A 14,686-nucleotide genomic window follows, 5' to 3' on the forward strand; every position below is an offset into this window, starting at 1 on the left:
GAATATTCGTCCGGCTCAGCGATAAAATAGGTTTGTTTTGTGTCGAGAAGAAACTCAATATATCACCGTTTATCGAAAGGCTCGCGGACCTCGGGCCTTTTGTCGTTATTTCGACGGCTGATTCGTTTTCGTACCTTTATGGAAGATCAGAAGCGTCTGGCACGTAGCCAGGAAAAAGTTAGTTCAACCATTGAACAATCCCCGTACCTCAGCCGCGACTTAAGCTGGCTGGCCTTCAATGAACGGGTACTTGACCAGGTTCGGAATCCCCAGCGAACCTTATTTGACCGACTTAAATTTCTAGCGATCACGGCTTCCAACCTGGATGAGTTTTTCTCCATCCGTTTGGGAAGTTTATATAACTACCTGGATTACAAGAAAGAACGAATCGATTATTCCGGCTTACGGGAATGGCCCTTCCGACAAACGCTGCTGACGATGAGTCAACAGTTTTACGAAGAGCGTAATCGGATTTTTCGGGAAGAGCTACTACCGCTGTTTCCCGAAAATGAACTGCGTCTGGCGACTTGGAGCGACTTGACGGAAGGAGAAGCGGCGGCAGCCATCGGGCATTTCGACCGTACCATTTTTCCGATGCTGACACCCATGGTGTACGATCAGACGCACACCTTTCCCAGCCTGATTCCGCGTACGCTGACGTTTGCAGTAGTGACGAAAAACCCGTACGTAACCAAGAAAGATCAGGCCGAGAAAAAGCTTTCGTTCATTCAGATTCCACAAAATCTGCCGCGTTTCTTCGTAATCGATCGGGTAGAAGAAGTCGTATTTCTGCCGATGGAAGAAATTGTGCGGCACGAGATCCACAAGTTGTACCGCAACATCGAAATTCTGAACGTTAGTCTGTTACGGATTATCCGCAATGGGGACTTTGCGGTTGATGACATTGACGATGTCGAAGATGATATTGTGGACGAGATTCGCCAGAAAGTGAAAAACCGTCGTCTGGGCCGCGTAGTAAAAGTGGCCGTAGAACCCAATTGTTCGGAATGGGTGATCAACATCCTGAAGAAGAAATGGGAAATCGACGATCTGAATATTTTCTACGCGGATCAGCTCATCGACTTTACTTCCATGTGGCAGATTATTCGCCACCCGGAATTTCGCGATGAACTTCCCAAATCTCCATCGCCCGTACCGGCTTTGGGGCTACCCCGAGGGCCGATCGACGATATCTTTTCCGTCATACGGGAGCGGGACATTTTTCTTCACCACCCGTATAACAACTTTGAAGCGGTACTACACCTGCTCGAACAGGCCGCTGAAGATCCGAACGTACTCAGTATCAAGCTGACCGTTTACCGCGTTGCGAAAAATTCCCGCGTGACGGCTGCTTTGCTTAAAGCCGCAGAAAATGGGAAGAACGTAGCCGTACTTTTTGAAGTAAAGGCTCGTTTTGACGAAGAAAATAACATTCGCGAAGCCGAGCGTCTGCAAAAAGCGGGTTGCTTCGTAATATATGGCATTGGTCGGTTCAAGACGCATACCAAGCTGTTGCTGATTGTACGGGCCGAGGGGGATGGCGTGAAACGCTATGCCCACTTATCGAGTGGAAACTATAACGAGGATACGGCCAAGCTGTACACGGATGTTGGCTTGCTGACGGCCAATGAAGTGTACACGAGTGATGTGGCGGAGTTTTTCAACGTAATTACGGGTCACTCCTTACCCAGCAGTTACCAGAACCTGATTACGGCTCCGGGTGACATGCGGAATAACCTCATCGAATTGATTCGGGCCGAAGCAGCGAATGCCCAAGAAGGGAAACCTTCGGGGATTTGTCTGAAGATTAACTCGCTGGAAGACCGCGAAACCATCGACGAGCTGTACCTGGCTTCGCAGGCGGGCGTCCCCATCAAATTGATCGTACGCGGCATTTGCTGTTTGCGTCCGGGTCGGGAAGGGCTGTCTGAAAACATTACTGTACGGTCGATCGTTGGCGATTTCCTGGAGCACACGCGGTTATTCTACTTCCATAACGAAGGCGACCCCAAAATCTACGGCGGTAGTGCTGACCTGATGGTACGGAGCTTCGATAAACGAATCGAGTCCCTGTTTTTACTGGTAAACCCGAAAGTACAACAACAGGCGGTACAGATTTTGGAGTACAACATGAAAGATAACGTCAATGCGTATACGCTCAAAGAAGACGGTACGTACGCGAAATGCCCCCGGAAGGCCGACGAAGAGGTTTTCAATATTCATGAGAAGTTCTTCGAAGTGACCGAAGCCAGTCTGCCGGAAGCACAAGTGTTTTAAGCGAGTATAATTCAAAAGCGGTGAAGAGGTTTTTGTATCCTGGATACAAAACAATCTTCATCGCTTTTTAGTATCAAAAAGAAATCCATTCGTACTTCGGAAAACGAGGATCAACTCTTATCAGACCGCTGATTAGCTATGCGTTATTTCATTGCCTTCTTCCTGGGATGTATTGCCATTACTACGCAGGCCCAGAATATTCGCTATTCGTATGTGGCCCGACCTGACTCGGTGCTGAACATTCTGGTATCCCAACGGCAGGGTTTGTATAAGCAATGGGCTCAGGATCAACAGGAGCGAAATGCCTTTTTCGGCGGCCAATCCAAGAAAGACCTACGGAATATCATCACTACGCTGGAGCAAATTCTGAATAAAGACAACGAAATTCTTACCGAGCTGAACCGGATGAAACAGGCCGAAGTGACGGAGCTTCGCCGTAAAAACTCCGACGTCTCCAAACGTGTCAATTCGTACCTCGACGAAAGCGGAGCTCTCATGGAAGAAAACAAGCAGTTGCGGTCACAGGCCGAGCGAAACCGAAAACGGGCAGAAGCACTGGAAAACCAGTCCAACTACCCGTTTCAGATTACGATTTGTCTGCTGATTGCTTCGTGGGTTTTGTTCTTTTTCCTCCGTCGAAAAAAGGCTACTGTGGAGCCGCAGCGGAATTCTGATTTACGATAGGCCAAACGCCCGGACGCGGTACGCTAACGCCCTTCGTCATTCCCCGTTGCATATTATCCGGACCGAAGTAATACAACGGCCAGCCTTTATACACCAGTTGGGTACGGCCAAAAACCGTAATGGTTTTAAAGTCAGCCGCATTCAGTAGTGAAGGAACGTTTTTCGCGGAAAACTCGGCTAAGGGCCAGGTTGCGTTGTTACTGAAATCGGATTTGGTATAGGTGTTGGTATCCCGTTTGTCCGGAGCAAAGGCGTATAAGGTACGGCCCAGACTATCGACCAGGAAAAGCGTTTCACCCGTTCCTTCCGCGTACGTTCCGGTATATTTCTTTCCATCATTACCCAGCAGCTGAGCCATGCCGAGCATGACGCTAAAATGCGGTTTGGCGACAAACCAGACGCTGTTCACCTTATCCCCTTTGGTATCGCCAGCGGCAGCATCATTCTGGTAATAGTACAGCGGCCAGCCTTTGTAGGTCGTTTGCTTGCTACCGTCAGCCCGGGTAATCGTAGCGAAATCAGCGGTGGCGAGGCCCGAAGCCAGTTTAGGATTTTCCGCGTAGAACACAGGCCATACGCCCAAACAGTTGCCTTCGCATACCGATGCTCCGGCGACGTCGCGGGCGAAGAAGTACAGCGTTTTTCCTTTGGAGTCCGTCAGCACCTGTCCCAAGGATGTGGACTGAATGGAAACGTCCGTAGCGGGCGTCTGGTCATTTTTGGAATCAGAAGAGCAGGCGGTTAATAAAACAGCGGCTGCCAGGGTGTAAAGAAAGTTTTTCAGGTACATAGAGTTCATCGTTTACGATTCATCTAGGGTACTCGGAGAAAAGGGCGGAAAAGTTGTTTCAGCCGAAAAATTTATCCATCTGTCGAAAAGCGGGGCTCTTGTGGAACGTAAAGCGAAGGATTGGTTTTGTCTTCGGGTCGAAATGGGTTAATTTCGCAGGGTTTCATCACACACTAGCAGTAGCTTCCACTTACCATATGGATCGATTTACCGGATTGATTGGCATTATTGTTATTCTGGGCATCGCCTTTGCCTTATCCAATAACCGAAAAGCCATCAATTATCGAACAGTAGGCATTGGTCTGGCCCTTCAGGTCGGTCTGGCTGTTTTCATCTTAAAAACGTCCGCCGGGCAACAGCTTTTTGGAGCCATCGGCGAGCTCGTCAAAAAATTACTCGATAAAAGCCAGCGAAGGAGCCACCTTCGTTTTCGGTCCCCTGGTTAATTCACCCCTGCTAACCAGCGTTTTCGGAGCTTCTAACAACTTCATTTTCTTTTTCCAGATTGTTCCTACGATCATTTTTGTGGCCGTACTGGTGAACATGATGTACCACCTGGGTATTATGCAACGCATCATTTCCGTACTGGCCCGGGGCATGTACTGGCTCATGGGCGTGAGTGGGGCGGAAGCTCTTTCCAACGTATCCAGTGCTTTCGTAGGTCAGGTGGAGGCTCAGATTATGATCAAGCCTTACCTGAAAGACATGACCAAATCCGAGCTGATGTCTTCCATGACGGGTAGCTTTGCCTGTATTGCCGGAGGGGTTATGGCGACGTACATTAAACTGGGCGTCGACGCTTCGTATCTATTAGCGGCCAGTCTGATGGCGGCTCCCGGAGCCCTGGTTATTTCCAAAATCGTGTATCCTGAAACGGAAGAATCGGCTACCAAGGGCGTTGTGAAACTGGAAGTCAAGAAACATCACGCCAACCTGCTGGACGCCATTGCTGCCGGAGCGGGAGAGGGCTTGAAAGTGGCTTTCAACGTAGTAGCGATGCTCATCGGTTTCATTGCATTGATTGCTCTGGTGGATGCCATTTTCTGGCGGATCGGTTACTACGTTTTTGGGATGAGCGATTTAAGCCTGAACTGGTTTTTAGGAAAAATCTTCTCCCTTTTTGCCTGGTGTATGGGTGTGCCGAGCGAGCACATTGAAGAAGCCGGAGCCCTGATGGGTACGAAAATGGTAGTAAATGAATTCGTGGCGTACCTGGATCTGGTGAAAATCCGCGAAACGCTGGACCCCAAAACCATTGCCATTACTAGCTTTGCTCTCTGTGGATTTGCCAACTTTAGCTCCATTGCCATTCAGGTAGGGGGCATCGGTGAGCTGGCTCCCACGCGGCGTTCGGATCTGGCTAAACTGGGTTTTAAAGCTCTGATCTGTGGAACCCTGGCCAGCTACATGAGTGCGACCATTGCCGGTTTGTTGCTCTGAAGCTGACGTAAAACTTAACAAGAGATGGCGGGCACATGACCCGCCATCTGTGTTTTCGGCGTATGAATCAGTTGCTGGATTACTTTCATTTCAAACCCGGTGAAGTCATCGGCAGTCTCGGCTGTGGTGGCGGCTTGTGGGAAGCAGGCTGGGGCGTACAGGTGGATCAACTGACCTTTGTATTGATGGATCTGGTACCGGAAATGCTGAATGAAGAAGAAATTCAGGCGGCGGTGCAGTACTGGGAAAAACAGTATAGGAAAACGTGTACCAGCCAGTTTATTCTATACATCAGTACTGAAACAAAGATTCCGCTCGACGATGAGCAACTGGACAAGCTTCTGGTGATTAACGCCTTTCACGAATTTTCTGAAAAAGAAGCCATGATAGCCGAAATGAGGCGGGTACTGAAACCTGGCGGCTGGCTTTTTGTGGAAGAACCCCTGGCTCAATATCCCGGCGAAGTACACGAAGGCTGCGGAAAACCACTCTATGAACCCTTGGCTCTTCGGACAGTCTTTGAAAACCAGGGCTTTGTGTATCAACGGGCTGAGTCCACTTCACCTATTTCTCAAGTATTTACCTTCCAAAAACGATGATCGACGTTCGTTCTCCCCAAACCGCTGAAGAATGGAAAGCGTATTACCAGTTACGCTATGACGTGTTACGCGAACCCTGGAATCAACCCCCGGGCAGTGAAGTATTGCCCGACGATCAGACGGACATCATCCACGTGGCTGCCTATGACACCGACGGTATTACTTTAGGAGTAGCCCGCCTGCATACCAATGCCGATGGCAGGGGGCAGGTTCGCTGTGTGGCCGTCTCAAAAGCCGCTCAGGGCAAGGGCGTAGGTAAAAAACTGATGGCTCATCTCGAAACGCTGGCTCAGCGAATGGGTGTTATGGAAATCATTCTTGAAGCTCGGGAAAATGCCGTTCCCTTTTACCAGTCTCTGGGGTATGACGTTACGCAAACGAGTTATTTACTATTCAATGAAATACAGCATTATACCATGCGTAAACGCTTAGCCTAGGGTAAGCTGGCATGTTTATTTTTCGGGGATGGGGAGACAATTGCTTATCTACCCATATGAATATGAATGCAAATCGTTTTCACTCCAGCTTTTCAGCCTTAAGCATATTAGGAGCCGGCATGATGGTGGTTATGTGCACGCAGTGTGTACAGAAATCCAAAGATGACGCGTCCCAAACCGATTCTACTGCTGTTACCACCCCGGTTGCTGAACCTACCGTACAGTTGCCCGAACCTTCGAAGCCTAAGAATAAGTTCAGTAATATCATTGGCTGGTCGGATGGACAGATGCCCCAGGTACCCGCCGGATTTGTCGTTACCGAATATGCAGGAAATCTTAAAAGTCCCCGCTGGGCCTATCAGTTGCCGAATGGGGATGTCCTGATTGTGGAATCCAATACGGAAACGAAAGGAGCCAAACGCGTTCAGGAACAAGTTTCTGGTAAAATCAAATCCCGTTCGGATGACGGACTGAGTGCCAACCGAATCACCCTCTTGCGGGATAACAACAAAGATGGGAAGCCCGATATGCGGGAAACGTTCCTTTCGGGTCTTAACCAGCCTTTCGGGGTAGTATTGATCAAAAACGATCTGTACGTAGCCAATACGGACGGCGTCTACAAGTTTCCGTATAACGAAGGCGATACGAAAATTACGGCCAAAGGACAGAAAATTCTGGAACTGCCCGCAGGTGGCTACAATAACCACTGGACTCGAAATCTGCTGACCAACGCCGACGGTTCGAAGATTTATATTTCCGTAGGATCGGGTAGTAATGTGGCCGAGCACGGCATGGAAAATGAAGTACGCCGGGCTAACATTCTGCAAATCAATCCCGATGGTACAGGGGAGAAAATTTTCGCCAGTGGTTTACGTAATCCCGTAGGAATGGACTGGGAGCCCCGCACCAAACAACTGTGGACGGCCGTCAACGAACGCGACGAACTGGGTGATGAGTTGGTACCCGATTACCTTGCTCACGTGAAAGAGGGAGCTTTTTACGGATGGCCTTTCGCTTACTGGGGAGCCCACGAAGATCCACGCATGGCTGGCAAAAATCCGGAATTGGTGAAGAAAACGGTGGTACCCGATGTTGATCTGGGTTCGCACACGGCTTCTTTAGGTCTGGCGTTTTATAAAGGCGATAAGTTTCCTGAAGCTTATCGGCAGGGAGCATTTATTGGCCAACATGGTTCCTGGAACCGCTCTGAACTGGTCGGCTACAAAGTAGTATTTGTTCCCTTCAAAAATGGAAAACCAGCGGGTAAACCTCAGGACTTTCTAACGGGTTTCATCGCCAATCCTGAATCGGGTGAAGTATACGGACGACCCGTAGGAACCTTCATTCTCAAAGACGGCTCGATGTTAGTCACCGACGATGGGGGCGGAAAAGTATGGCGAGTCGCGGCTAAGTAAGCCGTTTTCGTACTAAAATCTACGCTTCCCGTAAGGGCTGCGGAACGGGTAATCCGGATGATTTAGGTCGTTTTGACTTGAATGATCCGGATTTCTTTTTACGTTTTCCCCACCAGATCAGAAAACCCGTAACCGGTCAGGAAGCAGAGATCAGACTGATGATCACAAACAGTACCTGCGTAGGCCAACCGTAAATCCGGCCCGTATGTAAATCCAGATTTGAATTTCGCCACTTCATCGCCAGAGGCTTTTTTTCGTGATCAATCTGATCAAAAAATTCTCCCGTACGACTGTCGAAGAAGAAGTAACTAAAGCCCCGCCAGCCGTCGGAATTATTCCTTAGAATGCAGTAACAGTTCAGCGGTTTGTCAGCTTTGTCCGTATAATTGATACCGATTATTTTGTACTGATCCTGTACAGAATGACGGATTTGTGCGAAGGCCAGATCTTCCGCCGGAGCCGTGGGTAGTTGGGTAGAGGGCGTCTTGAATTCCCGGCCAAAAGCTGGTTTTTCCTTGGCTCCCATTAAACGATAGATACCGCCTTCCCACCATTTAAACGACCAGACCAGCCCCGTAATCGCAATGAATAAAACCACGGGCAGAATGTAAAAGCCCAGCGTATTGTGCAAATCATAGTTGAGCCGTTTCCAATGGCCGCTCGTCTTCACGGTCAATCGATTCTTCAGGTTTTTCCACTGGCGGGGTATCCACAGGACAAAGCCCGTAAGAAGCATGACCATGAAAATCAGCGTCGACCCCCCAACGATGAAACTGCCAATGGGCTTAACCAAGAGTAAATGCTGATGCAATTGCCGATCCAGATTAAAAAACTCGTACTTCCGGTCGACGACGCCCAGTACGGTTCCCCGGTACGGATCGATGAATACGTCATCCCAGTACGTGAGTTGAGTGAAGTACGTCAGTCCGGCTTTTTCGGCAGGAGCTATCTGCTGGGCCATGAACAGGTACGGGTCGGTAGGATCCCCGGAAATTTCGACCGAAGTGATCTTTTTTCCGGGGATCGCCTGCTGGGCAATTGTTCGAAGCTGGGATAGATTCAGAGGTTGTTGCGTAGGTTTGAGGTGGTACAACTCCGAGTGAAAAAGACGGAACAATTCCTCATCAAACACGTACAAAGTGCCGGTAATCGAAACGATGAAAACCACCAGGCCGGTCAGTAAACCAAGCCAGAGATGCACTAACCTCGTAACGGTTCTGAATCTACCCTTTGCCATTAGAACGTGTAGTTAATGGTTACTAACGAATTGGAAGGAGCACCGGGGAAAAGGCGGATGTAATCGTACCCACCTACCCAGTACGTCTTATTCGTCAGGTTGTTGAGGTTGTATTGCAACTGAACGCGACCTACGTTATAATACAGAGCGGCATTGAAGATCTGAAACGAAGGAATGCTCTGGTCAAGGCTGATGGACAGATTACGTTTGTCCACAAAGTTGGTACCGAAGCCCACGCCCAGGCCCTTCAGGGCACCCTGCGGAATGGAATATCGGGTCCAGAAGTTGAACATGTTACGCGGAGCATTGGGTTTCTGAATGTTACGCTCAGCTTCGGTTAATGTCTCTGTAATCTGTGCTTTGTTGTACGAGTAAGAGGCAATGACGCTCCAGTTTGGGAGAATCCGGCCAATAATGTCGAACTCGAACCCACGCGATTCTTCAGCCCCAATCTGACGCAGCAAATCCGGATTCTGCGGATCGTTAGCGTTATAAAGCGTATTTTTCTGCTTGATTTGATAAACCGCAAACGAAGCCGTCAGTCGCTCGTCGAACCAACTGGATTTACCACCCACTTCAACCATGTTGCTTTCTAGGGGTTTAAATGGACCTCCTGCGTTGGGGTTGGCTATGTTAGAAGCCGTTTGTGGGTTGTAGCCTTGTACATACGTAGCATACAGATTGATGTTCGAAGTAGCCGTAAATACTAAACCAAAACGAGGCAGCCACGCCGACTGATTTGTCTTCTTCTCATCCTTGGTTTTATACTTGTCAAAGTCGGTGTAGTTTTCGTACCGTACGCCCAGTAAGGCCTGCAAACGACCAATCTTGATCTGATCCTGAATATAACCGGCGTTCAAATAGTAGTAAGTAGGATCAAACGAACGCTGAGCGTAAAACAGCTTGCTATCGTCCTGAATCCGTTGCGAGTTCAGAATATTGCTTAAATCAAAGTGAGGAACGTTTGGCACCGGATTCCCACTGGCATCCAGTAAATAGCGGGATTTGTTCGCCGGATTGTAGGTGGCAATGAATCCATTATTGGCGGCATTGCGGTACCCACTGGCTTGTAATTGTGAACCGCCCGTGGGCAGTTTTTCACTGCCGTAATCATACCCAACTACAACGCGGTGTTCCAAAGGCCCCGTTGATCCTTCCAGGTTGAAGTACCCGGAAAAGTTATCGATATAGCGGTTTCGTTTCCGCATGAATACCTGCATGGCGATTTTGTCAGGTTGCGTAGTTCCAGTAGCATCCACGCCATAAGCGTTGGCGGAACGGTGCTCATACAAATCTTCCGAATAACCGGTCTTCATGTAAGCCGCATTGAAACTGAGCCAGTTGGTTAGCTTCCGACTCAACGACAGCGAAACGTTGTACGTCTGCTCATTGAGGTAGTCATTGCCGGTACTCAAAGCCAGGGAAGTGGGTGTGGAGTACAAATCATTGGTATTCATGATCGACTGGCCACGATCCAGACGGCTTTTGGAGTTGTTGTACACCAGATCAAAATTGATCCGGGTTTTGTCGTTAGGCAGGAAGGAGAACGAAGGAGCGATAATTAGGTTTTTGTCGAACTGCAAATCCCGGAACGACTGGGCATCTTCGTAACCCAGATTGATGCGGTACAGCAGCGAACTATCTTTATTGGCCGGACCCGTAAAGTCGAGCAAGGTTCGTAAGGTATTAAAACTACCCAGGGATACGCTAACGGATTTCCGGTTTTCATCGAGTGGTTTCTTCGTAACCCGGTTCACCGTTCCGCCGGGGCTAGCGTTGCCGTATAATGCGGATGACGGGCCTTTCAGTACTTCTACCCGTTCCAGATAATTGGCCAGGGGTTGCTTCCAGAAACCCGTGCTGGTACGCAGCCCATTCAATAGTTGCGTATTGGACTGACCATTGATCCGGAATCCACGGATGGTCAAATCATCGTAAAAGGTAAACTGAGTCACGCCACTGAAGTTTTTTACTACTTCACCCACTCGCATCAGACCCTGATCAGCGATCAGCTCTTTACTGGCGTAGGAAACCGACTGTGGTAAATCTTTGATCTGCGTAGCCGATTTACTGCCGATAAAGGTCGAGCTGGTTTTGTAGGTGGTTTCCTTACGACCTACAATTTCCACCTGTTGCAAGGCGGTACTCGTCGAGGCCAGTACAATCGTTAGGTCAATACCACCGGTTGCGGGCAGACGTACGGTATGTTTCTGCGTTTCGTAGCCCACGCTGCTAAAATGGAGGGTATAGGAGCGTCCGGATTCGAGTTGTAATTGAAAGACGCCTGTTTCACTGGAACTGGTACCCGCACGTTGCGAAGGAACCGTAATATGAACAGCGGGCAGGAAGTGACCCGAAGCATCTTTGACTAGCCCCTGAATGACACCGTTGGGCAAATCGGCATTTTTTTTCTGATCCTGAGCCTGGACCAGTTGAAAGGATACTAATAAGGCAAGGTAAACCAGGGAAAGAAAGATAGATTTCATCGATACATAGAGTTAGTTGTTATTTAGATTAAATAAAAACAGTGCAAAAATAATCGCGTAACTGATATGTACCAGACGTATATAGGGAATTAATGTGTCTACATTAATCGGAGGGAAGCAGAAGCTCGGGCTAGATGGGTTCGTACTGTTTTTTTAAGGCCCTAGAAAAACATTCAGCTGATGAAAAATTTGAACTATTGTATCACTCTACTGACCGTTAGTATGTTAGCTCTGGGAACGAGTACGGCCCAGCAGAAAAAGTCTGATTCCATGAAACGCTATACCAAAGTGCCCGCCGGTTATCTGATGGTTTTACGGCAGGATGATGATGTATTGAAGCAGCTCGAAGCTTTTGCTGAACAAGAGAAGATTCCTTCGGCTTCGTTTACGGGTATGGGATTCGTGAACGTAACCTTTGGTTTTTTCAATTTTGAAACCAAGGAATACGATCCACAGGAATTCAAAGGGGTAGAGCTGGCGAGTATGACGGGGACGATTGCCTGGCAGAAAGGGAAAGTTTCGCTCCATACGCACGGCGTCGTAACGGACAAGACCTTTGCGGCCTACGGAGGACATATTCTGGCAGCCAGCGTAGGGACGGGCTCCGTCGAAATTCTAATTACCGTTCACGATAAAAAACTGGAACGGGTGATGGAACAACCCCTGGGGGCGAATGTCCTGCATTTGGAACCCTGAGTGCTACACAAAAAAAGCCACTCCCCGATCAGGGAGTGGCTTTTTCTTCAAAAGTATCGTATTATCGGATTCGTACCTCGTAAGGCAAACGAGCCTGGATACCGTTGAGGGTTTGTAATTTCTTGAGCTTTTGTACGTAAGGTGCCAAATCGCCAAATGTGGCCAGCATGACGCGTGCTTCCTGCTCTTCTTCAGCTGTATCGAAAAGAGTTTGGTAGAAGTCTTTCTTCGCCGGATACCGAACCCGGTATTCACCGGCTTTGAGTTTGGCTTCATTGGCGGCAATCTGAATGGCTTTTTCCAGTCCACCGAGTTCATCGACCAGACCGTTCTGTTTTCCTTCCAGTCCTGACCACACGCGACCTCCGGCAATCGCCCGAAGTTTTTCAACCGGCATTTTACGTCCCTGAGCCGCTTTTGCGGTAAAGACTTCGTAGAAACGATCGGTCGATTTCTGGAAGCGGTTCTTCTCGAATTCGTCCATTTCCCGGGTTAGGGTAGGATAATCGGAGTGAGCGTTGGTGTTGACGCGGTCAAACGTAATGCCGAGCTTATTCTTGGTGAATTCATCGACGCGGAAGAACAAGGAGAATACGCCAATGGAACCCGTAATCGTCGTGGGTTGAGCCACAATCTTGTTACAACCCATGGCCATATAATACCCACCCGAAGCCGCGTACGTAGACATGGACGCAATGATGGGTTTCTGCTCTTTCGCTTTCTGGATTTCCCGCCACATCACTTCTGAAGCTAAGCCGGAACCACCCGGCGAGTTGATCCGCAGGACGATAGCTTTTACATTCTTGTCTTTACGGGCCTTGCGAATTTCGGCTGCCATCTTCTCCGAAGCAATCTGATTATCGCTGTCATTATCACCGTCCACGATGTCGCCCTGGGCGATGATCACGGCGATTTTGTTGTCCGTATTCGGAGCTTTGGAGTCATTGGAGGTTTTCAGGTATTTGCTCAGTCCAACGTACTTGAGTTTATCGTCTTCCTTAAGCTTCAGATTTTTCCGAATCGCTGATTCAAATTCATCGTAATACCCCACGTTCGTAACCAGTTTGTGCTTGAGAGCATCCTGTGGTTCGTAAGCCTGCAAAGAATCCGCTACCGTTTTCAGTTCGGGTACCGAAACACCCCGGCTTTCCGAGATTTCGGCAAGCACTTGGTTGTAAATGGAATTGAGGAATGACCGAGTCTGCTCGCGGTTTTCATCACTCATATTCTCCCGTAAGAAAGGCTCCACGGCACTTTTATAATTTCCTACGCGGAATACAACGGGTTTAATATCAAGCTTATCAAAGGTGCCTTTATAAAATTCGTACTCGGCGTTCAGTCCGTTGAAATCAAGTCCACCGGCGGGATTCACGTATACTTTATCGGCCACCGACGAGAGGTAATAGCCCTGCTCGCTATACGTTTCGCCGTACGCATACACAAATTTGCCCGATTTCTTGAAATCGTTCAAAGCGGCCCGTACTTCTTCGAGCACCGCCCAGCCCGCACTCGGACTATTCGCTTTCAGATAAATACCTTTGATTTTGGAGTCGGCTTTTGCCTTTGTCAGTGCTTCTTTCAACTGAACAACACCTACTACTTCTGTATTAGCAAAGGGACCACCCAGGTCGGAAAAGGGGTTGGTTTTGTTATCGTGTTCGGTAAAGCTTTTATTCAGGTCCAGCTTCAGGATGGAGTTTTCTTCAATCACCACATCACTACTTCCCGATCCGGCTATGGAAGCAATACCCAGCAGCACGAATACCGAAAGAATGGAGAAAAGCACCAGACCCACCAGGGTAGCCAGTACGTATTTCAAAAATTGCAACATATGGAATGACTACTAATGTTTTGGTAAAAGGAATAGTCTTGGTTTTGTATCGTATAACTCCAAAAATAACAAGCCCGTTTTGCAACGGGCTTGAAAAAGTCTGAACGGGAATTCCCGCGGATGAAAGGCTGAAAACCAACGTGAACTCAGCGGTTAGATTACCGGAATTTTGGAAGTCAGGGTTTGATAATCCTGACGGCTTTTCCGGATCACTTCGTGAGCCACGTCACGACCGTATACACTGTCGATTTCGATAATGGCTTTGGCTTCGCCAGGAATGTTTTTGTACGTCAGGAAGTAGTGAACAAGACGGTTCAAAACGCTTTTAGGGCAGTCATTCAGATCCGTCCAGCTACCATATACGGCATCATTTTTCAGTACGGCGATGATTTTATCATCTGCTTCACCCTTGTCAATCAGGCGAATACCGCCGATGGGGATAGCCTGAAGAATGATGTTTCCGTGGGGAATTGTTTTTTCGGCCCATACACAAATGTCGAGTGGGTCACCGTCGCCTTCGGGAATATCCCGGCCGGATTGCTCCGTCGCGTATTGAGCGATTGCATCGCCGCAATAGGTCTGGGGCAGAAATCCATACAAGCAAGGCATGTAATTGGAGAAAAGCTGAGGGCGGTCAATTTTCAGAAAGCCCGTTTCTTTGTCAATCTCGTATTTGACCGTATCCGTAGGTACAATTTCAATAAAGGCGGTGACTACCTCAGGGGCATTTTCCCCGATGGGAACCCCGTGCCAGGGGTGTGCAATTTGCGTCGAAAAACTCATACAATAGAACC

Annotated in this window: 11 protein-coding genes and 1 pseudogene; 7 read left to right on the forward strand and 5 right to left on the reverse strand. The window is 48.7% G+C overall.

All coding sequences use genetic code 11. The features are described 5' to 3' along the window. Window positions 1-138: 138 nt before the first annotated feature. Both ppk1 and BWI97_RS16475 read left to right on the forward strand, forming a co-directional pair. Window positions 139-2,277 carry a polyphosphate kinase 1 gene (gene ppk1 / locus BWI97_RS16470; protein ID WP_094811854.1) on the forward strand — a complete coding sequence of 713 codons (2,139 nt, stop codon included), beginning with the start codon at window positions 139-141 and terminating at the stop codon, window positions 2,275-2,277. A gap of 138 nt (window positions 2,278-2,415) precedes the next feature. Beyond that, window positions 2,416-2,961 (forward strand): hypothetical protein, encoded by a 546-nt coding sequence (locus tag BWI97_RS16475; protein WP_102201903.1) that lies wholly within the window; start codon window positions 2,416-2,418, stop codon window positions 2,959-2,961. Here BWI97_RS16475 and BWI97_RS16480 read toward each other — a convergent pair. Further along, on the reverse strand, window positions 2,924-3,760 hold the full coding sequence (locus BWI97_RS16480; RefSeq protein WP_233207874.1) for a hypothetical protein: 837 nt from the start codon (window positions 3,758-3,760) through the stop codon (window positions 2,924-2,926). The two genes, BWI97_RS16475 and BWI97_RS16480, sit on opposite strands and share 38 nt — an antisense overlap. Window positions 3,761-3,948: 188 nt before the next feature. Here BWI97_RS16480 and BWI97_RS16485 point away from each other — a divergent pair. The 4 genes and pseudogenes from BWI97_RS16485 to BWI97_RS16500 all read left to right on the forward strand — a co-directional run bounded on the left by BWI97_RS16485 (window position 3,949) and on the right by BWI97_RS16500 (window position 7,642). Then, window positions 3,949-5,191: pseudogene (locus BWI97_RS16485) on the forward strand (NupC/NupG family nucleoside CNT transporter). Between the two features lie 35 nt (window positions 5,192-5,226). Further along, window positions 5,227-5,790 carry a class I SAM-dependent methyltransferase gene (locus BWI97_RS16490; RefSeq protein WP_094811836.1) on the forward strand — a complete coding sequence of 188 codons (564 nt, stop codon included), beginning with the start codon at window positions 5,227-5,229 and terminating at the stop codon, window positions 5,788-5,790. Beyond that, window positions 5,787-6,227, forward strand: coding sequence for a GNAT family N-acetyltransferase (locus tag BWI97_RS16495; protein WP_094811838.1), 441 nt, complete (start codon window positions 5,787-5,789; stop codon window positions 6,225-6,227). The genes BWI97_RS16490 and BWI97_RS16495 overlap by 4 nt, the downstream gene beginning before the upstream one ends. Before the next feature lie 62 nt (window positions 6,228-6,289). Further along, window positions 6,290-7,642 carry a sorbosone dehydrogenase family protein gene (locus BWI97_RS16500; RefSeq protein ID WP_233207877.1) on the forward strand — a complete coding sequence of 451 codons (1,353 nt, stop codon included), beginning with the start codon at window positions 6,290-6,292 and terminating at the stop codon, window positions 7,640-7,642. Between the two features lie 136 nt (window positions 7,643-7,778). On the opposite strand, the gene BWI97_RS16505 is transcribed toward BWI97_RS16500, so the two are convergent. Then, entirely contained in the window at window positions 7,779-8,843 is a 1,065-nt protein-coding gene (locus tag BWI97_RS16505) for a PepSY domain-containing protein (RefSeq protein WP_158242776.1), read from the reverse strand. A 35-nt stretch (window positions 8,844-8,878) separates the two neighbouring features. After that, a complete protein-coding gene (locus BWI97_RS16510) occupies window positions 8,879-11,365 on the reverse strand; it encodes a TonB-dependent siderophore receptor (protein WP_102201905.1) in 2,487 nt (828 codons plus the stop codon). 180 nt (window positions 11,366-11,545) lie between these two features. On the opposite strand from BWI97_RS16510, the gene BWI97_RS16515 reads away from it, so the two are divergent. After that, complete coding sequence (locus BWI97_RS16515; protein WP_102201906.1) at window positions 11,546-12,061, forward strand: PPC domain-containing DNA-binding protein; 516 nt, start codon at window positions 11,546-11,548, stop codon at window positions 12,059-12,061. Window positions 12,062-12,122: 61 nt separating this feature from the next. Here BWI97_RS16515 and sppA read toward each other — a convergent pair whose 3' ends face one another. Both sppA and BWI97_RS16525 read right to left on the reverse strand, forming a co-directional pair. Continuing rightward, window positions 12,123-13,892, reverse strand: coding sequence for a signal peptide peptidase SppA (sppA, locus tag BWI97_RS16520; protein ID WP_102201907.1), 1,770 nt, complete (start codon window positions 13,890-13,892; stop codon window positions 12,123-12,125). Window positions 13,893-14,045: 153 nt separating this feature from the next. Beyond that, a complete protein-coding gene (locus BWI97_RS16525; RefSeq protein ID WP_102201908.1) occupies window positions 14,046-14,675 on the reverse strand; it encodes an inorganic pyrophosphatase in 630 nt (209 codons plus the stop codon). Window positions 14,676-14,686: the final 11 nt, after the last annotated feature.

It is taken from the genome of Siphonobacter sp. BAB-5405, assembly GCF_002872335.1.
Lineage (GTDB): Bacteria > Bacteroidota > Bacteroidia > Cytophagales > Spirosomataceae > Siphonobacter.